Source organism: Lentzea aerocolonigenes (assembly GCF_000955955.1).
GTDB lineage: Bacteria > Actinomycetota > Actinomycetes > Mycobacteriales > Pseudonocardiaceae > Lentzea > Lentzea aerocolonigenes_A.
On record NZ_JYJG01000196.1, the window covers coordinates 1 to 22224 of the forward strand.

18 protein-coding genes and 1 pseudogene are annotated in these 22224 nt (G+C 69.3%); 15 read left to right on the forward strand and 4 right to left on the reverse strand.

Annotated features, from left to right (window positions below):
* Window positions 1-250: 250 nt before the first annotated feature.
* Window positions 251-607: pseudogene (locus UK23_RS53930) on the reverse strand (transposase); the annotation flags it as partial.
* 681 nt (window positions 608-1288) lie between these two features.
* Here UK23_RS53930 and UK23_RS24770 point away from each other — a divergent pair.
* Genes UK23_RS24770 through UK23_RS24800 form a run of 7 tightly spaced genes read left to right on the forward strand, consistent with a single transcriptional unit; the run spans window position 1289 to window position 7125 of the window.
* Entirely contained in the window at window positions 1289-2107 is an 819-nt protein-coding gene (locus UK23_RS24770; RefSeq protein ID WP_196777869.1) for a metallophosphoesterase family protein, read from the forward strand.
* 2 nt (window positions 2108-2109) lie between these two features.
* Window positions 2110-2748, forward strand: coding sequence for a 4'-phosphopantetheinyl transferase family protein (locus UK23_RS24775; RefSeq protein WP_045314018.1), 639 nt, complete (start codon window positions 2110-2112; stop codon window positions 2746-2748).
* Between the two features lie 34 nt (window positions 2749-2782).
* Window positions 2783-3532 carry a hypothetical protein gene (locus UK23_RS24780; RefSeq protein WP_045314019.1) on the forward strand — a complete coding sequence of 250 codons (750 nt, stop codon included), beginning with the start codon at window positions 2783-2785 and terminating at the stop codon, window positions 3530-3532.
* Window positions 3529-4269 carry an amidohydrolase family protein gene (locus UK23_RS24785; protein WP_045314020.1) on the forward strand — a complete coding sequence of 247 codons (741 nt, stop codon included), beginning with the start codon at window positions 3529-3531 and terminating at the stop codon, window positions 4267-4269. Before UK23_RS24780 ends, UK23_RS24785 begins: the two co-directional genes overlap by 4 nt.
* Window positions 4266-5492: an ABC transporter substrate-binding protein gene (locus UK23_RS24790; protein ID WP_045314021.1), complete on the forward strand. Its 1227-nt coding sequence runs from the start codon at window positions 4266-4268 to the stop codon at window positions 5490-5492. Before UK23_RS24785 ends, UK23_RS24790 begins: the two co-directional genes overlap by 4 nt.
* Entirely contained in the window at window positions 5489-6304 is an 816-nt protein-coding gene (locus tag UK23_RS24795; RefSeq protein ID WP_045314022.1) for a carbohydrate ABC transporter permease, read from the forward strand. The genes UK23_RS24790 and UK23_RS24795 overlap by 4 nt, the downstream gene beginning before the upstream one ends.
* Window positions 6304-7125 carry a carbohydrate ABC transporter permease gene (locus tag UK23_RS24800; RefSeq protein WP_045314023.1) on the forward strand — a complete coding sequence of 274 codons (822 nt, stop codon included), beginning with the start codon at window positions 6304-6306 and terminating at the stop codon, window positions 7123-7125. Before UK23_RS24795 ends, UK23_RS24800 begins: the two co-directional genes overlap by 1 nt.
* On the opposite strand, the gene UK23_RS24805 is transcribed toward UK23_RS24800, so the two are convergent.
* Window positions 7100-9961 carry an AfsR/SARP family transcriptional regulator gene (locus tag UK23_RS24805; RefSeq protein WP_156213362.1) on the reverse strand — a complete coding sequence of 954 codons (2862 nt, stop codon included), beginning with the start codon at window positions 9959-9961 and terminating at the stop codon, window positions 7100-7102. The two genes, UK23_RS24800 and UK23_RS24805, sit on opposite strands and share 26 nt — an antisense overlap.
* 131 nt (window positions 9962-10092) lie before the next feature.
* On the opposite strand from UK23_RS24805, the gene UK23_RS48905 reads away from it, so the two are divergent.
* Both UK23_RS48905 and UK23_RS48910 read left to right on the forward strand, forming a co-directional pair.
* Complete coding sequence (locus UK23_RS48905; RefSeq protein WP_052685005.1) at window positions 10093-11406, forward strand: VCBS repeat domain-containing M23 family metallopeptidase; 1314 nt, start codon at window positions 10093-10095, stop codon at window positions 11404-11406.
* Window position 11407: 1 nt separating this feature from the next.
* The gene (locus tag UK23_RS48910) at window positions 11408-12571 is read left to right on the forward strand and encodes an FG-GAP-like repeat-containing protein (RefSeq protein ID WP_052685006.1); all 1164 of its coding nucleotides are present in this window, start codon (window positions 11408-11410) and stop codon (window positions 12569-12571) included.
* A gap of 25 nt (window positions 12572-12596) precedes the next feature.
* Here UK23_RS48910 and UK23_RS24820 read toward each other — a convergent pair whose 3' ends face one another.
* Window positions 12597-15452 carry an AfsR/SARP family transcriptional regulator gene (locus UK23_RS24820; RefSeq protein WP_052685007.1) on the reverse strand — a complete coding sequence of 952 codons (2856 nt, stop codon included), beginning with the start codon at window positions 15450-15452 and terminating at the stop codon, window positions 12597-12599.
* Window positions 15453-15637: 185 nt separating this feature from the next.
* Between UK23_RS24820 and UK23_RS24825 the strand changes: the two genes are divergently transcribed.
* From UK23_RS24825 to UK23_RS24835, 3 genes are all read left to right on the forward strand, one after another.
* Window positions 15638-16159 carry an RICIN domain-containing protein gene (locus tag UK23_RS24825; RefSeq protein WP_156213363.1) on the forward strand — a complete coding sequence of 174 codons (522 nt, stop codon included), beginning with the start codon at window positions 15638-15640 and terminating at the stop codon, window positions 16157-16159.
* Window positions 16160-16235: 76 nt separating this feature from the next.
* The gene (locus UK23_RS24830; RefSeq protein ID WP_196777870.1) at window positions 16236-16709 is read left to right on the forward strand and encodes a ricin-type beta-trefoil lectin domain protein; all 474 of its coding nucleotides are present in this window, start codon (window positions 16236-16238) and stop codon (window positions 16707-16709) included.
* A 151-nt stretch (window positions 16710-16860) separates the two neighbouring features.
* Window positions 16861-18342 carry a glutamate--cysteine ligase gene (locus UK23_RS24835; RefSeq protein WP_045314026.1) on the forward strand — a complete coding sequence of 494 codons (1482 nt, stop codon included), beginning with the start codon at window positions 16861-16863 and terminating at the stop codon, window positions 18340-18342.
* 100 nt (window positions 18343-18442) lie between these two features.
* Here the strand turns inward: UK23_RS24835 and UK23_RS50555 are convergent, their stop codons facing one another.
* Window positions 18443-20125 (reverse strand): cellulase family glycosylhydrolase, encoded by a 1683-nt coding sequence (locus UK23_RS50555; RefSeq protein ID WP_082114945.1) that lies wholly within the window; start codon window positions 20123-20125, stop codon window positions 18443-18445.
* Window positions 20126-20360: 235 nt separating this feature from the next.
* Between UK23_RS50555 and UK23_RS24850 the strand changes: the two genes are divergently transcribed.
* The 3 genes from UK23_RS24850 to UK23_RS24860 are packed head-to-tail and all read left to right on the forward strand — an operon-like array spanning window position 20361 to window position 22220.
* Entirely contained in the window at window positions 20361-20855 is a 495-nt protein-coding gene (locus UK23_RS24850) for a hypothetical protein (RefSeq protein ID WP_231114657.1), read from the forward strand.
* Window positions 20855-21535, forward strand: coding sequence for a DUF3800 domain-containing protein (locus UK23_RS24855; protein WP_045314027.1), 681 nt, complete (start codon window positions 20855-20857; stop codon window positions 21533-21535). Before UK23_RS24850 ends, UK23_RS24855 begins: the two co-directional genes overlap by 1 nt.
* Window positions 21528-22220 (forward strand): class I SAM-dependent methyltransferase, encoded by a 693-nt coding sequence (locus UK23_RS24860; protein WP_045314028.1) that lies wholly within the window; start codon window positions 21528-21530, stop codon window positions 22218-22220. Before UK23_RS24855 ends, UK23_RS24860 begins: the two co-directional genes overlap by 8 nt.
* Window positions 22221-22224 lie beyond the last annotated feature (4 nt).

Genomic DNA, 22224 nt, shown 5'->3' on the forward strand with positions numbered 1-22224 from the left:
GCGCGTGAGCGCCCGGCCAACGAGCGCCAACCCACGCAACCCGACCACCACACGGCACCTCAGCGCCCACCCCCAGCAAGGCGACCACTCACCACCCCCAAGACCACTCATCCCGCGATAAACGGTCATCACCACGATGAGCGGTCACTAGTGAGCAACGCGCACAAAAACGCCGGGACCACCCTTCTTCAGGGTGGCCCCGGCGACGATCAGGCGAAATCAGCCAGGCGAAACCAGCCAGCGAAAATCAGCTGGCGGCCTTCGCAGCCCGACGGTCAGCCGCGTCCAGCACCGCGCGAATCCAGTCGATCTCGTCGGTCCCACAGGCACCCTCGGCCGCCGCACGACGCAGCCGAACCCAAAGCCCCAGGTCGGTCCACTCCTGGAACCTCCGGTGCACCGTCGGCACAGTCACACCGAACGACGCCGGCAGGTGCCGCCACGCACACCCGGACGACAAGACGAACACGATCGCCGTGAAGATCGCGCGGTTGCAGACCCGGCCGCGGCCGCCACCCTGGCGGCGCACCTTGGCCGGCGGGATCAGCGGCTCGACCACAGCCCACAGATTGGGCGAGACCAGGCGTGACGAGAGCTGCTCGATCACGTCACCACGGCCGGTCTCGCAGCTGTGCTCCGGCCACGAGGAGGTGCGCATCCAGGAGTCCTGGCGCGGCGCGGCGTCGGCGGGCCGGGTGTCCTGGCGGGCGGACTCGGCGCGCTGGCGGGAGCGGAGCAGCGTGGCCAGGGCGGTGTCCTCGGCCGTGGTGCGGCGCTGGGGGACGGCGTAGGCCGAGTGCTGCTGGGCGTGGCGGGCGATCTCGGCGCCGACCGTGCGGCGGAACGAGGGGTTGGCCGCCAGGCGCGGGTCCACGGGCTGGCCGTAGCGGGCCGGCACCTGGCCGACCGGGGCCTGACGTGGGGGAAGAGGCCGTTGAGGCACTTGACGGGGCGGGACCTGCCGCGCGAGTCGCGGGTCCGGGGTGCGTGCGAACTGTGAGTCGGTCATGAGTTGGTCCTCCGCCAGGACTTTTCCGTCAGGTGACAGCGCTCACAGTAAGAAGGCGGCCAGAAAACAGGTAAGTAGGTAGACCGTAAAAGGCGATGAGCGGACGTGCGACGGCGATACACGGCCTCCCCTGTTGAGACGAGTGGACCACTGTCTGCGACGAACGGATAACCGGTCGGGTACCCCGAGCCACGACAGAGTGGCGTCGACCGCTCACGGACAGCTCCACCACTGAGCGGTAATGATCCGGTCGTTGACGCGAGAAGTAACGTTCGAAGTGTGAAGCTTCTGGCCACCAGCGACCTGCACGTCTCCTACCAGGACAACCGTCACGTTGTAGAGGCGATCGCCTCACCTGACCCGGAGGACTGGCTGATCGTCGCCGGGGACATCGGCGAGAAGTTCGCCGACGTCGAGTGGACGCTGCGGACCCTCACGCCGAAGTTCGGCAAGGTCGTCTGGTCGCCCGGCAACCACGAGCTCTGGACCACCAAGGACGACGAGAACCAGGCGCGCGGCGAGATGCGCTACAAGCACTTGGTGGAGCTGTGCCGCAGCCTGGACGTGGTCACCCCGGAGGACCCCTACGAGGTGTTCCACGGGCCGAACGGTCCGGTCACTGTCTGTCCGCTGTTCCTCGGATACGACTACTCCTTTCGGCCGCACGGTGCCACGGACGTGAAATCGGCCCTCGAGATCGCGCACAAGGCCGGCGTGGTGTGCACGGACGAGTACTTCCTGCACCCCGACCCGTACCCGTCGCGTGAGGCGTGGTGCCAGGCACGCGTCGAGGAGACCGAGGAACGGCTCTCCCGGATCAGCGGACCGACCGTGCTGATCAACCACTACCCGCTCGTCCGCGACCCCACGTTCGTGCTGCGCTACCCCGAGTTCGCGCTGTGGTGCGGCACGACGCTGACCGCCGACTGGCACAAGCGCTTCAACGCCGTTGAGATGGTCTACGGCCACCTGCACATCCCGCGCACGACGCACTACGACGGCGTGCGGTTCGACGAGGTCTCGCTCGGCTACCCGCGCGAGTGGAAGCCGCGCGGCACCACCCGGGTGAAGCTGCACGACGTGCTGCGGGAGTCATAAAAGTGCTGGAACAGCTTCTGCCCCCACCCATCGCGGCGGTGGAGCGGTACAACGACGAACAGCCGGTCGAGCTCTTCCCCGAGGAGGAGGCGCTGCTGGGCAACGCCGTCCCGAAGCGGAAGTTCGAGTTCGGCACGGCACGCTGGTGCGCCCGAGAGGCCATGAAGCGCCTGGGTGTCGCACCGGCGCCGATCCTGCCCGGCCCGAAGCGCGAGCCGCTGTGGCCCGACGGTGTCGTCGGCAGCCTCACGCACTGCGCCGGTTTCCGGGCCGCGGCACTCGCGCTCAGCACCGACTTCCGGACGATCGGCATCGACGCCGAGCCGCACGGACCGGCGCCGGACGGCGTGCTGGAGGCCATCGCGATCCCGGCGGAGATCCGGCGGATGCCCGGCCTGAAGGTCGACGACCCGAAGATCTGCTGGGACCGGCTGCTGTTCAGCGCCAAGGAGTCGACCTACAAGGCCTGGTACCCGGTCACGCAGCGGTGGCTGGGCTTCGAGGACGCGGACATCACGCTCAACGCCGACGGCACCTTCTACTCGCGGATCCTGCTGCCGGACACCCCGATCGCCGGGTTCCACGGCCGCTGGCTGGTGCAGGGCGACGTGCTGATCACCGCCATCGCCGTCAGCGTGTAGACGACGTGTAGAGCCGGTCACCAGACTCTCACTCATGGTGACCCTCCCTCCACTGCCCGCCGAGCGGCACGAGATCGGCATCGACGTCGACGTGCTGTTCGGCGCGGTCCCGAACCGGCAGCTCGACGCGTCGCTGGACGCGGTCGCCCGCCAGCAGGAAAGCCACGGGATCCGGCGCGGCCTGCTGTGCTCGTTGCGCGGCGCGTTGTTCGACGTCTGTTCCGGCAACGACGAGACGCGCAAGGCGACTGAGCTGCAAAGACGGTTCGCACCGGTGGGCACTGTCGACATCAGGGACGCCCTGGGCGCGGAGGACGAGATCAGCAGGCTCGCCGAGTCCGGCGTGAAGATCGTCAGGTTGTTCCCGCCGGAGCAGTGGGCCGAGCCCGGCTCCCCCGGCCTCGCGGCGATCATCGACACCGCCGTCGGCCACGACCTGGTGCTGCTCACGAGCGGCGACTTCAGCCAGTTCTGGCGGCCGTTCGCGGACAAGGGCGCGCGGGTGTGCTTCCTCGACGTCCACGCCTACCGGGTCGCGGACTTCGTGGTGACGGCCCGCCGTGAGCCCGGTTTCGTGGCCTCGACCCGGATGCTGGTCGGCCCTGACTCGATCGAGCGGATCGCCGGCGAGGTCGGCGCACACCACCTCGCGTACGGGTCGCGCGCGCCCATGCACGATGTCATGCCGTCAGCACTCCGTCTGCGCATGGCGGGTCTCACGAAGCAGGAGTGGCGACAGGTGGCCTGCGGAACGGCTTCGGCCTGGCTGGGAGAAGAACTGTGATCATCGACGTCCACGCGCACGCCGGACCGTGGTTCTTCGCCACGGACGTCGGTGCCGCCGAGCTCAACCTCACGCTGATGGACCGCTACGGCATCGACCGCCAGATCGTCTCCGCGTCGGAGGCCGTCACCTACGACATGGTGTCCGGCAACAGGTGGATGGCCGAGGTCCTCGTCGCGCACCCGCGCCTGCTCGGCTACGTGGTGATCAACCCCAACGACCTCGCGGCCGGCGCGGAAGAGCTCGAGAAGTACCTGCCGACCGGCCGGTTCGTCGGCGTCAAGATCCACACCACCTACCCCGGCCAGACGCTGCTGTCGAAGGCGATCCAGGACACCATGGCGCTCGCCGCCGAAGCCGGGCTGCCGGTCCTGGTGCACACCTGGGACGAGTCGGTGCTCGGCCTGGTCGACGTCCTCGAACGCCATCCGGACCTGCGCGTGATCGCCGGGCACATGGGCGGACCGGCGTGGCGGACCGCGGTCGAGGCAGCGACCCGCACCGACCGGCTCTACCTCGAACCGTGCTGCTCGATCACCGACGCGGGCCGCTACCGGTACGCGCTCGACCGGGTGCCGCTTCCGCAGATGCTGTTCGGCACGGACAGCACGCTGGTCGATCCGGCGATCGCACTGGGCGTCGTGATGGACGCGGGACTGAGTGAGGACGAGTACGAACACGTCATGTGGCGCAACGCCTCGCGCCTCTTCGGCATCAGAACGGAACAGCCCGCATGAGGAGAACGGCAGCCTTTGTCGCAGTTGCCCTGGCCGCGACCCTGACCGGGTGCGGCTCGCAGTCCGACGACGCCGTGACGTTGTGGATGTACCCGGTGATCGCCGACCAGACGCAGAGCCGGGCGTACTGGCAGAAGGTCGAGGCGGGGTTCGAGGCCGAGCACGGGGTGCGGCTCCGCGTCGAGCTGCAGCCGTGGAAGGGCAGGGAGCAGAAGCTCGGTGCCGCGCTGATGGCGGGCAACGGACCGGACGTCGTGCTGCTGCAGCCGGACCTGATTCCCCAGTACGTGGAGGAGAAGGCGCTGCTGCCGGTGAGCGAGGTGCTGACCGGCGGCGAACACACCTACCGGCCGTCCGCGGTCGACGCGCTGACCGTGCAGGGCGAGGTCTACGGGCTGCCGCTGTACCAGACCGTCACGACGACGGTGTACAACCGGAAGCTGTTCGCGGAGGCCGGGATCACCGACCTGCCGGACACCTGGGACGAGGTGAAGGCGGCGGCGCCGAAGCTGGCCGCGCACGGCATCCCGATCCTCGACTACGCGGGTTCCACCGAGGAGACGCTCAACATGACCTTCTACCCGCTGCTGTGGCAGGCGGGCGGGACGGTGTTCAACTCCGACGGCACGAAGAGTGCTTTCTCGTCACCGCAAGGGGTCGAGGCGCTGAGGTTCCTCGTCGACCTGAAGGCGATGGGTGGCTTGCCGCGTGACGCCGCGACGAAGCGCTCAGAGCTCGTCGACGACGCCGTGGTCGGCGGCCGGGCCGCGATGGCGCACGCGATGGTCTCCTCGACCGCGCGCAACGTCGTCAACACGATCGGCGCGGCGAACACCGTCGTCGGCGCTCCCCTGCGCGGCCGCAAGCAGGTGACGTTCGGGCAGCCCGGCGCGTTGTCGCTGCTGCGCAAGGCGAAGAACCCGGAGGCGGCGAAGAAGTTCCTCTCCTACATGACCTCGCCGAAGGTGGTCGAGGAGCTGAGCGTGCAGTCCGGTTACTTCCTGCCGTGGACGGACGCGTCGCCGCCGGTCGTCGACGAGGTGGACAAGGGCTTCGCTCAGGCGTTGCCGACCGCACGGGCCGGCGACGCGCATCCGCAGGCGCGCAAGGCGATGGCGCTGCTGGCACCGCACCTGCAGGCCGCGCTGCTCGGCACGAGGACACCGGAGCAGGCGCTGGCCGACGCGGCGGGAGAGGTCGACGCGTTGCTGCAGAAGCGATGAGACGACTGCGTGAGCTGTTGACGGTACTGGCGTTCCTGCTGCCGGTGCTGGTGTTGTTCGGCGCGTTCCGGTTCCTGCCGATGCTGGGCGCGGCCGGGCTGAGCGTCACGGACTACCGGCCCGGCGGTGACTTCGAGTTCGTCGGCGCCGAGAACTACGCCGGGCTGTTCGAGGACCAGTACTTCCTGGCGAGCCTGCGCACGACGCTGACCTACGTCGCGATCTACGTGCCGTTGATCCTCGTGGTGGCGCTCGGAACGGCTCTGTTGCTGCACTCGGTGCCGTGGGGGCGCGGGTTCTTCCGGGCCGCGTTGTTCGCGCCGTACGTGACGAGCCTGGTGCTCAGCGGCGTGATCTGGAAGTGGCTGTTCGAGCCCGCCGGACTGCTGCAGGACCCGTCGACGGTGCTGCCCGCGCTGGCGATCGTCGGCGTGTGGAAGGGCTTCGGCTACGCGATGCTGATCCTGCTCGCGGGCATCAGGAACGTCCCGGCCGACTGCCTGGAAGCGGCCACAGTGGACGGTGCAAACGTTTGGCAGCGGTTCCGGCACATGCTGTTGCCGTCGCTGCGGCCCGCGATGTTCTTCGTCGTCGTGGTGGAGACCATCGGCGCGTTCCAGGTGTTCGACCTGATCTACGTGATGACGACCGGCGGTCCGGTGCGGGCCAGCTACACGCTCGCTTACGCGGTGTACCAGTACGGTTTCACGTACTTCGAGGTCGGCAAGGCCGCGGCGGCCGGGCTGGCGTTGTGGGCCATCGTGCTGCTGGTGTCGCTGACTCAGCGGCGTGCGTTCGAACGGAACCCGTGATGCCCACTCAGTTCCGGAGACACAGCCGGGTCGGGCTCACCGTGCTGCTCGCGATCGTGTCGCTGGTCGCGGTCGGGCCGTTCGTGCTGATGGTGGTCGTGGCGTTGACACCTCGCCTCTCGCCGACGCTCCCCTACGCGTGGCCCAGCTCGTTGACCTTGGACAACATCGCCGGCCTGCTGTCGACGGAGAGCTTCCTGCGGTGGACGGGCAACACGGTGATCTACTCGGCGGTGTCGGTAGTCGCCGTGCTGCTGTCGGCGTCGATGGCCGGTTATGTGTTCGCGCGCAAGCGTTTTCCCGGCCGGGACGCACTGCTGTGGTCGTTGCTGTCGACGCTGATGGTGCCGTTCCACGCGGTGCTGATGCCATCGGTGGTGATCATCCAGCTGCTCGGCTGGGCGGACACCTACTGGGGGTTGATCATCCCGACGCTGGCCAACGCGCAGGCCGTGCTGTTGCTGCGGCAGTTCATCCGCGCGCTGCCGGACGAGGTGTTCGACGCGGCCAGGATCGACGGCGCGGGCGACTGGCGGATCTACTGGAACATCGTGCTGCCGTTGTGCCGGCCGGTGCTCGGCACCCTGGCCGTGTTCGTGTTCCTGTGGCACTGGAACGACTTCCTGTGGCCGCTGGTGGTCGCGGGCGGCGGCGAGACCAGCACGTTGACGGTCGGTCTGGCCACGCTGGAGGCCGGGCATCTCACGCTGCCCGAGCTGATGTCCGCGGCGACCGTGACCGGTGTGCCGTGTCTGCTGGTGTTCCTGCTGGTGCAGCGCAGGCTCGTCAGCACCGTCAGCTTCGCCGGTCCGGGACGCTGAGCCCCAGCTGCCGCAACGCGTTCACGGTCCGGCTGACGTGCACCTGCATGTCCAGCCGCCGGAACAGCTGCAGTGCCTGCTCGAAGCACGCGGCGGCTTCGTCGGAGCGCTGGTTGCGGTGCGCGACCCAGCCGAGGCTGTAGAGGGTGGCGGCCTTGCCGACGCTCTCGTCCTCCGGCGAGAACACGGTGAGCGAACGGGACATCATCTCGGACGCCCGCGCAGCATCGCCCTGTTCGGCGTAGGTGGCGGCGAGCACGTGCAACGCCAGCGCCTCGTCACGTGGGCAGGAGGCCACGCGGAACAGACCGATGGCGTCGAGCAGCGCCCGTTCGGTCCGGGCGAGGTCTCCCCTGGCCTTGTGGTGCAGGCCGAGACTGAACAACGCGCAGGCCTGCCCGTACCGGCTGTCGAGTCTTCGGAAGATCTCCAGCGCCTGGCCGAGGCACTGCGCGGCCTCGTCCTGCCTGTCCTGGTTGCGGTGCACGATCCCGAGTGCCTGCAACGCGAACGCCTCGCCGCTCTCGTCGCGGCAGGAGCTGAACGTCTCGCGCGCCCGGCCCAGCTGGACGGCGGCTTCGTCCTGGCTGCCGTGGAACAGGTGCACGCTGCCGAGCCCGAGGCGCGCGTAGGCGTGGCCGCGGTGCTCGTCGGTGCCCGCGAAGATCTCCTGGGCGCGCGTGAAGTGCTCGCTGGCCTCGCGGTAGCGGTCGCGGTAGAACGCCAGCGCGCCAAGGCCTTGGTGCAGGATGGCTTGGTGGCGTTCGCCGGTGGCGGCGGACAGCGCCAGCTCGTGGGTGTGACGCCACAGGTCGTAGTGGCTGCGCAGGTCGAACAACGTGGTCAGCACGCACGCGAGGTCGCACGCCAGCCCGGTCATGCCCAGCTTCAACGCCTGTTCGACGACGCCGACGAGCGAGTCCCGTTCGGCTTCCAGCCACACCAGCGGGTCCGCGAGCAGGCGAGCGGTGTCGAGCCCGCTGGGTTCGGGATCGAGCCGCACCTTGAGGAACCGGCACGGCAGGCCGGCCTCGGCTTGAGCGGCCAGGTCGAGCCACGCGGTGAAAGCCCGGTGCAGCGCGGTGTTCCGGTCCTCGTCGATCTCGTTGGCGCGCTCGCGGGCGAAGACGCGCAGCAGGTCGTGGAAGCGATATCGCCCCTGCCAGACCTCCAGCAGATGCACGTCCGCGAGGCTGTCCACGATCTCCTCGGCGTCCAGCACGTCGATGTCCAGCAACGCGGCCACGACCCAGCCGGGGAAGTCCGGCACGTCGAGCAGGCCGAGCAACCGGAACGCGCGGCGCTGCACGTCGTCGAGCGCCTCGTAGCTCCACGCGAGGCTGGCGCGCGCTTCCAGGTCGTCGATGCGCAGCTCGTTGAGCCGGGTTCCTTCTCCCGCAAGGCGTTCCGCGAGGCGGCTCACGCTCCAATGGCCGCGGCGGGCGAGGCGCGACGCGGCGATGCGCAGGGCCAGCGGGAGGTTGCCGCAGTAACGGGCGACAGCGGCGGCCGCGTCCGGTTCGGCGATCATCCGGTCCTGCCCGGCGATCTCGCCCAGCAGCTTGATCGCGTCCTCGGCGCCGAGCACGTCGAGGTTGACGGTCTGCGCGCCGACGAGTTGCACGCGGCTGGTGACGAGGACGGCGGACGAGTCGGAGCCGGGCAGCAGCGGGCGGATCTGGGCCATGCTCCTGGCGTCGTCCAGCACGATCAGCACCTGGCGGGCGGCGAGCTGGGAGCGGTAGAGGGCGGCGCGGGCCTCGAGGTCCTCCGGGACCGCGTGCGGGTGGACGCCGAGTGCGATGAGGAGCTCGGCCAGAACCGTTGCGGGGTCACGGGGTGACGGGCTGGTGCCGCCCAGGCGGACGTAGAGCTGGCCGCCGCTGAACTGGTCGCCGGCCTCGTGGGCCGCGCGGACGGCCAGTGACGTCTTGCCGACGCCCGCCTTGCCGGTGATCGCGGCGAGCGTGGACTTGGAGCGGTGCGTGAGAACTCGGTGGAGCCGAGCCAGTTCGGCGGTGCGGCCGGTGAAGTTGTCGACTTCTGGCGGCAGCTGCATGGGCCGCACCAGGGCCGGGGTCTCCGGTCTGCCTCGCAGGATCTCCTGGTGCAGGTCCTGGATCTGGTCGCACGGGTCGACGCCGAGCGCGTCGACGAGCACCTCGCGGACCGCGCGGTAGGTCTCCAGCGCCTCGGCCCGTCGGCCGGCCTCGTGCTGGGCCCGCATCAGCCGCCACCACAGGCCTTCTCGCAGCGGGAACTGCCGGACCTGCACACCCAGCTCGGTGATCAGCGCGCCGTACTGGGCCGCGGCGAGCCGTGCGTCGGCATAGTCCTCCCGTGCGGCGGCGGCCATCTCGTCGATCCGGACCGCGTCTGCTTCGAGCCAGCCCGCACGCGGGACGTCTTCCAAAAGCGTGCCGTGCCAGAGCTGCCACGCCTCCTGCCAGAGCGTCACGGCCTTCCCCGCGTCGCCCGCCGCCAGCGCCTCACGCGCCTGCGTCGCCGTGGCCTCGAAGATCTCGCTGTCCAGCTCGTCCGGCTCGACGTGCAGCCGGTAGCCCGCGCTGTCCGTGGTGAGCCTGCCGGGCAGGCCGATCTCGGTGAGGTCGCGGCGCAACCGGCTCACGTAGGTGTGCACGTTCGCGACGGCGGACACGGGTGGGTTCTCACCCCACAACGCGTCGATGAGACCGGCCTGGCTGACGGACTGCCTGGCGCGCACGAGCAGCGCCGCGAGCAGTGCGCGCTGCCGCGGACCGGCGGACTTGAGCGGCTGCCCTGAGTTGGCCACCCGCAACGGACCCAGAATCTCGAAGCTCGCCGAGTTCCCCACGTCGGGGAGCGTGCACCACACGCCTTGCAAGGAACCTTGTGGAGGCCTGTAGGTGCTGTGTAGGTGCCGTGTAGAACGGCTTCCTAAATTCCGTTTCAGGTCAATTCACGAGAAGAAACGGAATCTCCGAAATGGCTTCCAGAATCGGCAGAACGGTCGTCGGCCTCGCCGTGGCCGCGATGGCGGTGACGCTCGCCCCGAGCACCGCCCAGGCCGCCGCTCCCTCACTCGAGCTGCCGTTCATCTGCGGCACCTCGTGGATCGGCAACTCCGACGGCAGCAGCGCACACCGCAACAACGAGATCGACTGGAACAAGTCCGGCACGTCGGGCAACGAGGACCTCGGTGAGCCCGTCCTCGCCGCCGCGGCCGGCACCGTGATGGCGGAGGGCGGCGAAACCTCCGCCTACGGCAACTACCTGGAGATCGACCACGGCGGCGGTTATTCGACGCTGTACGCGCACCTCGACAAGAAGTCGGTGCACGACGGCGACACCGTGCGGCAGGGCCAGGTCATCGGCACGGTCGGCAACACCGACGGCAACTCGCCCGGCATTTCGGCGCACCTGCACTTCGAGTTCCGCAACCGGGGCAGCGGCCAGAGCTACCCGGACTACATCCGGCCCGCCTCGTTCCACGGCGACCCGTTCGACTACGCCGCCGGCACCGAGACCTACGTCAGCCAGAACTGCGGCACGGTCAACCGCGCCGCCAAGAGCGTCAACGGCGACAGGTACGACGACGCGGTCGGCATCGACCCGTCCGGCAACGCGTGGCTCTACAAGGGCAGGGCTGGCGGGGGCTTCGCCGCCGCGGTCCAGATCGGGTCCGGCTGGAACAGCTTCTCGCGCATCGCCGTGAACGACTCCAACGCCGACGGGTGGGCCGACCTGTTCGCCGTCCGCGACGGCACGCTCTACTACTGGAACAACAGGGGCGACGGCACGTTCGCCGCGGCCCACGAGGTCGGGCCAGGCTGGAGCGCCATCGAGTACATGTCCTTTGTGGACATCAACGGTGACAACAAGACCGACATCCTCGCCAGGGACGGCGGCAAGATGTACGTCTACACCGGGCGGGGCAACGGCGTGTTCTCCGCGCGGTCGCTGCTCGGCGAGGGCTGGTCGAGCCTCGCCCGGCACACGGGCGGTGACGCCGACGCGGACGGCGACGGCGACATCTGGGCGACCAACGGCTCTGGTGAGCTCTTCTTCTGGCGCAAGGACGCCGGCGGTTACGCGACGGCGGAGCAGGTCGGCAGCGGCTGGAACAACTTCCGCCAGGTCGTGTCGATGGACGTCAACGGCGACGCCAAGGCCGACCTCGTGGCCATCCGCACGTCGGACAACACGCTCTGGCAGTGGCTGGGCGGCGGCGCCGGCAGGTTCGGCACGGCGACGCAGATCGGCAGCGGCTGGTCCGGCTTCGACCTGGCGGTGAACTGACATGAAGCTCCTGTCCGGACTTCTGGCCACGGCCGCCGCGCTGACCTGTCTCGTCCTGCCCGCGCAGGCCGCCGGTGACATCGACCTGTGCGTGTCCAACGGCCGCACTGCCGGGTTCACCGGCGAGAAGCTCGTCGTCGCGGTGGCGGTCGGCATGGCGGAGTCCCGGTGCGACCCGTCCGCCCGGTACGTGAACAGCGACAGCCACAACTCGGTCGACCGCGGCCTGTGGCAGATCAACGACTACTGGCACCCCGAGGTCAGCGACTCCTGCGCGTACAACGCGGCGTGCAACGCCCGTGAGGCGTACCGGATCTCCGACCAGGGCACCGACTGGACACCGTGGTCGACCTACAAGTCCGGCCGCTACAAGTCGTTCGTGGACGACGCGCGCGCGGCCATCGGCTCTTCCCCGCCGCCCGTGCTGGCGTCCAAGAGCGTGAACGGCGACAAGTACGACGACGCGCTCGGGGTCGACCCGAACGGCAACGCGTGGATCTACAAGGGCCGTGCCGGCGGCGGTTTCGCGGCCGGCGTGCAGCTCGGCGTCGGCTGGGGGAAGTTCACCCGGATCGGCATCGGCGACTCGAACGCCGACGGCTGGGCGGACTTGTGGGGAATCAGCGACGGCACGCTCTACTACTGGCACAACCGCGGTGACGGCACGTTCACCGCGGCGGCGACCGTCGGCACCGGCTGGGCGTCCATGGAGAACGTGGCGTTCGGCGACGTGAACGGCGACAACCGGGTGGACATCCTGGCCAGGGACGGCGGCAAGATGTACCTCTACGTCGGCCGCGGCAACGGCAGGTTCGCCGAGCGCGACCTCGTGGGTGCGGGCTGGTCGTCGCTGTTCCGGCACACCGCCGCGGACGCCGACGGTGACAGCGACGGCGACATCTGGGCGACCAACACCGCCGGTGAGCTGTTCTTCTGGAAGCGCACCGGCGCGGACTTCGCCACCGCGGTGCAGGTCGGGCAGGGCTGGAACGCGTTCCGCCAGATGACGTCGATGGACGTCAACGGCGACAACAAGGCCGACCTCGTGGCCATCCGCACGTCGGACAACACGCTCTGGCAGTGGCTCGGCACCGGGACCGGCAGGTTCGGCACCGGGACGCAGATCGGGCAGGGCTGGTCCGGCTGGGACCTCGCGGCCAACTGAAGGACGACGACGGCGTGCCGGCCCTTCACCGGACCGGCGCGCTCATGCCCAGTTGTGCCAACGCCTGCTCGGTCCACTCCCGGTGCATCGGCATGTCGAGCTTCTCGAACAACCGCCACGCCTGGTCGAAGCAGGCGGCGGCGTGATCCGGGCGGCCGGTGCGGTGCGCGACCCAGCCGAGGCTGTACAGGGTCTCCGCCTTGCCGACGCTCTCGTCCGCCGGGGAGAACGCGACCTGCGAGCGGGCCATCAGCTCGGCGGCCCGGCTCGCATCGCCCTGCCGGGCGTGGACGGCGGCCAGGACGTGCAGCGCCAGTGCCTCGTCGCGAGGACAGGACACCGCGCCGAACAGCTCGACGGCCTCCATCAGCGCGCGTTCGGTCGCCTCCAGGTCGCCGCGGGCGTTGTGGTGCAGGCCCGTGCTGAACAACGTGCACGCCCGCCCGTAGCCGCAGCCCAGCTCCGCGAAGATCGCCAGCGAGCTGTCGAGGAGTGCTTCCGCGTCGTCGAGGCGGCCCTGGTTGCGGCGGACGACTCCCAGTCCCTGCAAGGAGAACGCCTCCCCGCAGGCGTCCTGGCAGTCGCGGAACACGGCCAGCGCGCGGGTCAGCTCGGCCACCGCTTCGTCGTGCTGCCCGTGGAACATGTGCACGCTGCCCGCGCCGAGGTCCGCGTACGCGTGTCCGCGCACGTCGCCGGCATCGGCGAAGAGTCGTTGTGCCGTCGCGAAGCAGGCGCTCGCCTCGTGGAAGTGGTCGCGGTAGAACGCCAGCGCTCCGAGGCCCTGGTGCAGGACGGCCTGGTGGCGTGTGTCCTCGGCCGCCTCCAGTGCGAGCGTGTGCGTGCGCCGCCACAGGTCGTAGTGGCCGTGCAGGTCGAACAACGTCGTCAGCACGCCGGTGACCTCGCACCCCAGACCCGTGAGACCCAGTGCGATCGCCTGCGCGGCCACCGCGACCAGGGCGTCGCGCTCGGTCTCGAGGAACGTGAGCGGATCGCCGGTGGACACACCCGGCAGCGAACCGCGGTCGGGCACCCGCACCTTGAGGAACCGGCACGGCAGGTCCTCCTCCGCCCGCACGGCCAGGTCGAGCCACGCGGTGAAGGCCCTGCGCAACGCGTCGGTGCGAGCCTCGGCATCGTCCTGCTCCAGCGCGCGCTCGCGGCCGAACACCCTGAGCAGTTCGTGGAACCGGTAGCGGCCCGGCCCGGCGGACTCCAGCAGGTGCACGTCGGCCAGGCTGTCGGTGATCTCCTCACCGTCGCGGACGTCCAGCAGCGGTCCGGTCACCCAGCCGGGGAAGTCGGGCGCGTCCAGCAGGCTCAGCAGCCGGAACGCTCGTTGCTGGTCGTCCGTCAGCGTCTGGTAGCTCAGCGCCAGGCTGGCCCGCGCCTCCAGGTCGTCGATGCGCAGCTCGTTGAGCCGCGTGCCCTCGCCGGCCAGCCGGTCGGCCAGCCTGCCGACCGTCCAATGTGCCCGCCGCGCCAGCCTGGCGCCCGCGATGCGCAACGCCAGCGGGAGGTTGCCGCAGTAGTGCGCGACCTCGGCGGCGGCGCCGGGTTCCGAGGCCAGCCGGTCCTGCCCGGCGATCGACCCCAGCAGCCGCACCGAGTCCTGCTCACCGAGAACGTCGAGCTGCACGGTGTGCGACCCGTCCGTCTCGACGAGCTGCACCCGGCTGGTGATCAGCACCGCGGACTCCGCCGAACCCGGCAGCAGCGGCCGGACCTGCGCCATGCCCGCCGCGTCGTCCAGCACGATCAGCACCTGCCGGGCGGCCAGCTGCGACCGGTACAGCGCGGCCTGCGCCTCCAGGTCGTCCGGCACGGCGTGCGGGTGCACGCCGAGGGCGATCAGCAACTCCACGAGCACGGTCGCCGGGTCGCGCGGCGAAGGCGAGGTGCCGCCCAGCCGCACGTAGAGGTGCCCGCCGCGGAACCCGGTGCCGACCTCGTGCGCCACCCGCACCGCGAGCGCGGTCTTGCCGACCCCCGCCTTGCCGGTGATCGCGACGGTTCTCCGTCTCGTCCTCTGGCCGAGCAGCCTGACCAGCTCCGCCGTCTCGGCCACGCGTCCGGTGAAGTGTTCGACGTCGGGCGGCAGCTGCATCGGCCGCATCACGCGCGGGACAGTCCCGTTCAGGACCTCCTGGTGCAGCCGCTGGACCTCGTCGCACGGCTCGACACCGAGTGCCTCGACCAGCACATCTCTCATCACGCGGTAGGTCTCCAGCGCCTCGGCCCGCCGCCCGGCCCGGTGCTGGGCGAGGATCAGCCGCTGCCACAGCCCCTCGCGCAACGGCTGCTGCCGCACCAGCGCACCCAGCTCGCTGATGACGACGCCCAGCTGCCCGGCCGCGAGCCGGGCGTCGGCGAAGTCCTCACGGGCTGAGGTGGCCATCTCCTCCAGCCGCACCACCTCGGTCTCCAGCCAGCCGGCCCGTTCGACGTCCTCCAGCGGCGAACCCCGCCACTCCGACCACGCCTTCTCCCAGAACTCCACGGCCTTCAGCGCGTCACCCAGGCGGAGCGCGGCCCGCGCTTCCTCCGCGGCGCTGTGGAAATGCGTGGTGTCGAGCTCTCCCGGTTCCAGGCGCAGCAGATAGCTGCCGCTGTCGGTGACCACCCGGTCCTTCAGGCCGATGCCGGCGAGGTCCTGCCTCAACCGGCTCACGTGCGTGTGCACGTTCGCGACCGCCGACGCGGGCGGCCGCTCGCCCCACAGCGCGTCAACGATGTCCGGCAGCCCGACCGGCTGGGCAGGCCTGATCAGCAGTGCGGCCAGCAGAGCCCGTTGGCGCTGGCTGGCCTGCGCCAGCCGCAGGCCGTTGTTCGTGACGCGCAGCGGCCCGAGGACCGCGAACGTCGCTGTAGTAACCAAGGCTCCCCCACCCGGTCCAAGCAACGGCTCCGGAGCGTAGCAGCGCCGCCACACTGCGCACACCGTTGACTGAGTGCTCGCGACCGATAGCACGCTGTAGAGACTCTGTAGGTTGCCTGTAGATCAGTTTTTCTAGATTCCCCTCAGATCGCGGAGAAAAGCGCGATTCTCACAAAGGGGATGCCATGGAATTGAAGTCAATGCTGCGCAGGGTGGCCAGCGCGGGGGCGGCGATCGCGGCTCTGGGCGCGATGCTGATCGCGCCCGCCTCGGCCTCGGCGGCCTCGACCGCCTCGGCGGCTCCGGACGTGGTCAGCGCCTCACCTGGCTGGGTGTACATCCGGCACGCGAGCTCGCGCCTGTGCCTGACGGCCGTCGGGTCGGGCGGTGTCCAACTCATGGACTGCCAGGACCTGAGCGCTCAGAAGTGGTACCACTTCACGGGCGAAAGCAACTTCGACAAGTTCATGAACGGTTTCGACACCGCATGTCTGGGATCGAACGGCCAAGACGTCTTCACGATGGGCAGCTGCAACACGCCGTCGTCCCGCTGGCTCATTCCGGGCACCTCTCCGAAGCTGATCAGGCACGGGGTGGAGCAGACCAAGTGCCTGCACACCAACAGCGGCGGGCCCGGCAAGTGGGGATACCTGGCCAGCTGCGGCGACTCCACCCGCTGGAGCTTCGAGACCGTAAGCGCTCCGTAGGCCGCCTGTAGATCGGCTTTCCCAGGTTCCGCTTCAGATCGCGGCGAAAATGCGCGATCTTCACCAAGGGGATTTCATGGAATTCAAGTCAATGCTGCGCCGGATCGCCGGAGCCGGCGCGGCCGCCGGGTTCGCCGCGACGCTTCTGGTCGGGGGCGCGCAGGGGGCGCAGGCCGCGACGCCGATCCAGATCGTCAACGCGAACACGGGCAACACCTGCCTGACGCTGAAGACGATCGACGGCTTCAAGGGCCAGGTCACGACCGCGAACTGCCAGACGGGCAACGAGTCCCAGGTCTGGGTCGTCGCCGGCGGCATCATCCGCAGCCCGCGATGGGGGCACTGCCTCGATGGCAACGGCGCGGACGTCTACACCTTCCCGTGCACGGCCAACGACGAATACCAGAAGTGGACCACCACCTCCGGTGACAAGAAGTGGATCAGGCACGAGTGGAGCAAGAAGTACCTGAACTCGTCCGGAAGCCACAACGAGCACGTCGGGTTCACCGCGCAGACTTCTGCGTGCCGCTGGTTCTGGCGGAACGTGTGACCACCCGCTGAGTCCGGGGGTAACAGCGGGCCGCCACCCCCAGGGGCGGCCCGCTGTTCCGCGTCTCAAAACGCGAGCGACACACGGGTGTCGGATTGATCAACCATGCTGCACAGTGGTGGGGTTAGCTCTCGACCGCCGGGAGGCCACCATGGGCGAGGACGTCGCGAAGCACGAGTTCACGCGCGAGGACCGGACGCGGTACCGCACCAAGGTCCGGCGGTGTCTCGACGTGTTCGCCCGGATGCTGCGCGAGGCCAGGTTCGACTTCGAGAGGCCGATGACCGGCCTGGAGATCGAGATCAACCTCATCGACGAGCACGGCGACCCGGCGATGAAGAACCACGAGGCGCTCGAGGTCATCGACGACCCGGACTTCGTGACCGAGCTCGGCCAGTGGAACATCGAGATCAACGTGGCGCCGCGCCGGCTCGCGGGCGGGGGCATCACCTCGTTCGAGGAGACGGTCCGGCGGTCGCTGAACTCCGCCGAGGAGAAGGCGCGCGAGATCGGCGCGCACATGGTCATCAACGGCATCCTGCCGACGCTGCGCACCAAGCACGTCACGCCCGACCAGCTGTCGGGCAACCCGCGGTACGCGCTGCTCAACGAGCAGGTGCTGGCCGCGCGGGGCGAGGACCTGCAGATCTCGATCGACGGCGTGGAGCGGCTGCACCTCACCGCGAGCTCGATCGTGCCCGAGGCGGCCTGCACCAGCACACAGCTGCACCTGCAGGTGTCGCCGGAGCAGTTCCCCGCGTACTGGAACGCCGCGCAGGCCATCGCGGGCGTGCAGGTGGCGGTCGGCGCCAACTCGCCGTTCTTCCTCGGCAAGGAGCTGTGGCGCGAGACCCGCATCGCGTTGTTCCAGCAGGCCACCGACACCCGTGGCGACGAGCTCAAGGCCCAGGGCGTGCGGCCGCGGGTGTGGTTCGGCGAGCGGTGGATCAACTCGATCTTCGACCTGTTCGAGGAGAACGTCCGCTACTTCCCGGCGTTGCTGCCCATCTGCGACGACGAGGACCCGCTGGCCGTGCTCGACCACGGCGACACACCTGGCCTCAGCGAGCTGAAGCTGCACAACGGCACCATCTACCGCTGGAACCGCCCCGTGTACGACGTGGTGCGGGACAGGCCGCACCTGCGCGTCGAGAACCGGGTGCTGCCCGCCGGGCCCACGATCGTCGACACGCTGGCGAACGCCGCGCTGTACTTCGGGCTGGTGCGGGCACTGGCGGAGGACGAGCGTCCACTGTGGTCGCAGATGAGCTTCCAGGCCGCGGAGGAGAACTTCAACGCCGCGTCGCGCAACGGGATGGACGCGCAGATGTACTGGCCGGGCGTCGGCACCGTGCCGGTGATCGAGCTGGTGCTGCGCAGGCTTCTCCCCCTGGCGCACGAGGGGCTGATCCGGTGGGGTGTCGACTCCGCCGAACGGGACAGGCTGCTCGGGGTGATCGAGCAGCGCTGCCTCGCCGGGGTCAACGGAGCCTCGTGGCAGGCGCGGGAGTTCCACCGCCACTACGACCACACGCACCTGGACCGGGCGGACGCGTTGCGCGCGATGCTCCGGTCCTATGTGGAACTCATGCACGCCAACGAGCCCGTGCACACTTGGCCGGTGACGCCGTAAGTGGTTCCGCTGCGACAGCAACGGAACCACTTACGATCAGGCCTCGCAGGCGCCCCGGCGCTTCCCTCGGGAGCTCACCGGCTAGGTACCGGTTACTCGTTCATGACACAGGGAAGTCGTCCGGCGTGCGCATGCGTTCGCGCACCCAGACACCCGCGGGCTTCAGCACGCTGGTGCCGCTGAAGTTGTTGCCGGAACACGTGCCGGTCTTGAACACCGCGCCCGACCTGTTGTCGTCGGAGAAGTTCCAGTTGGCCCAGGAGATCTTCTTGCGGGCCATCAGGTCGATGTACTTCTGCGACGTCGTGAAGTCGTTCGCGCCGTCACCGGACGCGGTCTGCGTGCCGAACTCGGTCACGAACACCGGCACCGCCGAGGAGACGCGGTCCAGGACGTTGATGTAGTCCTGCTTGTGCGAGTTCGCGTAGAAGTGGAACGAGTACATGAAGTTGGTCGCGTTGACCTTGTTGTTCAGCACGACCGACGCGTCCTCGCCGTCGGAGTAGCCGAAGGTCGACCAGCCGTGCGTGCCGGAGACGATCAGGCTGTCCGGGTCGATGTTGCGGATCACCGGGATCATCTGCTCGGCGTAGGACTTGACCTTCGCCCACGAGACCTCGTTCGGCTCGTTCGCGATGTCGTAGATGATGTTGGTCTTGTCCTTGTGCCGCGTGGCGATCTCGGTGAAGAAGGTCTTGGCGCGCGACAGGTTCGCGTTCGGGTCGCCCGGCGTGAGCTGGTGCCAGTCGATCAGGACGTAGATGCCGCGCCGGGTCGCTTCCTCGATATAGCTGTGCACCAGGTCGGTGAACTTGCGCGGGTTGGTCTCGTACCCGCCTTCCTGGATGTACATCGCGGTGCGGATGAAGTCGCCGCCCCAGTCGTCCACCAGCGCGTCCCACGACGCGGGCTTGATGCACTGGGCGTACCACTGCAGGCCGTGCGTGCTCATGCCGCGCAACTGGATGGGTTTTCCGTACTGGTTGCACAGCTGCACACCACACACACGCAGCAGGCCGTTGATGTCGTGCGGCCTGGTGCCACCGGGGGTGCCCGGCGTGGTCTTCACAGTCACCGAGTTCGACGCACCGGACAGGTTGCCCGCCGCGTCACGGGCCTGCACGGTGAAGGTGTACGAGGTGTCCGGCGTCAGGCCGGTCACCGTGTGGGTGGTGCCGGTCGCGGTCTGCCCGTTGGACAGCACGTAGCCGGTCACGAGCACGTTGTCCGTGGACGCGTCCCATGCCAGGGACACCGACGAAGACGTGCTCCCCGTCGAGCGCAGGTTGCCCGGCACGGTCGGAGCGACCGTGTCCGGCGGGCCCGACGGCGGTTCGACGTCGAGCCGATCGAGGTTCGGGCCGCCGTTGGCCGTCGTCGCGACCGTCTTGATGATGTTGTTGCCCGCGTTCAGCGAGACCGTGGTGGTGCGGGTCTGCCACGTGGTCCACGCGCCCGTGCCGGGGAACGAGAGCTCGTCCGCCGCCAGCGAGCCGTTCACCGAGATGTCCATCGGGCGGTTCGCCGTGGTGCCGTTGGCGAACCGGAACGTGAGCGTCGCCTGCCCCGCGCTCGGCGAGGTCACGGTGAACTCGACGGAGCTGCCGACCTCGTTGTCGTAGTTGACGAAGCCCGAGCCGGTGAAGCCGGCGTGGTTGGACTCCACGACGCCGTTCGCGATCGTCGCGCTCTCCGCCTGGTACTGCGTGGGCGCGGCGACCGCGACGGCCGGGATTGCCAGTGCCAACGCTGCGGGTAGGACCAATAACAGGGATCTGGCCACAGGGTGCCTCCTGTGTAAGGGAAACAGCAGGGTGCGGCGGCGATTTAGTTAGGAAGGTTTCCTATCTGATGTGCGTTGAATCACAGCACTAGACCACTGCTCGTGTCAACAAATTCGGGCGACCGGAACAAGTCGGGTGCGGCATCCTGCCCCTCGAGCCTGGGCCTGGAGTGCGTGACGCTGCTGGGCACGCAGCTCGCGCCGGAGGACCTCATCGGAGTTCCGGAGCTGGTCGGTGGCCGATCCCGGTTCGCCCCGCGCCCGTGCGTCCCGGCGGCAGGCGTCCACTCCGGACGTTCCACGGCCGGGCCGGGTGCGGCCGGAGTCGCTGGAGTCGCGGCCGACGTTCGGGGTCGTGCTCGACACGTCCGGCTCGATGGATCCCGTGCTGCTGGGCAAGGCGCCGCGCGCGATCGCCTCCTACGCCGCGGCACGTGACGCGCCCGCCGCACGCGTGGTTTTCTGTGAAGCGATGGCATATGACGCCGGATACGTGCCCGTCGAGGACATCGCGGGCCGGACGAAGGTGCGCGGGCGCGGTGGCACGGTGCCGCAGCCCGGCATCGACCTGCCCGAACGCGCCGGCGGCTTCCCGGCGCGCGGCCCGATCGTGGTCATCACGGACGGCTGCTGCGACGTGCCGCGGACCCGGCGGGAGCACGCGTTCCCGATCCCCGCGGGCTCGCACCTGCCGTTCCGCGCACGCGGGCCCGTGTTCCGGATGTCCTGATGGAGATCGCCTGCGACGAGTCGGGATCCGAGGGCGAGAAGCTCGTCGGCGGGGTCACGGCGGTCTTCGCGCACGCGGGTGTGCGCATGTCGCGGGAGGAGGCTGCCGACTGCGTCGCCTCGCTGCGGGATATGATCAAGTCGCCGGCCCTGGAGTACAAGGCGAACCACCTGTTGCGGCAGAAGAACCGGTGGGTGCTGCTCTGGTTCCTCGGGCCTGGCGGGCCGTTGACCGGGCGCGCTCGCGTACAGCTCGTGGACAAGCGGCAGTTCCTGGCCTCACGGGTGCGCGCGGAGTTCGGAGCCGTGTCGGGGCCGTTGGAGCACTACAACGACCTGCTGCGCGCCCGTGGCCCGCGAGGGACGCTGGATCCGTTGTTCCCGGCGATACTGCGGGCCGTGGCGCAGTGGCAGTCTTCGGGGGACGGGCCGGTGTCCATCGTGCACGACCAGCAGCTGTCGTTGACGGACGGGCGGATCCGGCAGCTCAAGAAGCTGGCGCCACGGCTGGAAAGCCTTACGCTGGTGGACTCGCAGTACGACGCACGCGTGCAGGTCGCCGACTTCCTGGCCGGGATCGCGCGGCGCGTGGCGGAGGAAGAGCTGAACGGGCGGCCCGACCGCGAGGTGATCGACCTGCTGATGCCTTTTGTCGTCGGACCGAGGATGTGGAATGCCTGACCTGATCTTCAGTGACACGCGACTGGCGCGGATCTACGACGCGTTCGACGGGCCGCGCGACGATCTCGCGCTGTACACCGGGATCGCGGACGAGGTCGGCGCTGCCAGCGTGCTCGACGTCGGCTGCGGCACGGGATCCCTGGCGGTGCTGCTCGCCGAGTCGGGCCGTTCGGTGGTCGGGGTGGATCCGGCGCTGGCGTCGCTGGAGATCGCCCGGGCCAAGGACTCCCGCGTCACCTGGATCCACGGCGACGCGACTTCGTTGCCACCGCTGGCGGTCGACCTCGTGACCATGACCGGGAACGTGGCGCAGGTGTTCCTCGGCGACGACTGGGAGGCCACGCTCCGCGGCGTGCACCGGGCGTTGCGACCGGGCGGGCACTTCGTGTTCGAGACGCGGCGGCCGGAGCGACGGGCCTGGGAGGACTGGGCGCGCACGAAGCCACGGGTGCTGGTCGGGGTGCGCGAGCAGCTCGAACTGATCAACGTGAGCCTGCCGTTCGTGTCGTTGCGGCACATCTACAGCTTCCCGGACGGCACGGCGATCACCTCGAACTCGACCCTGCGGTTCCGCTCCCGCGCGGAGGTCGAGCAGAGCCTGGTCCGGTGTGGCTTCAAGATCGCCGACGTGCGGGACGCACCGGACCGGCCGGGACGCGAGTACGTGTTCCTCGCCCAGAAATAGGATT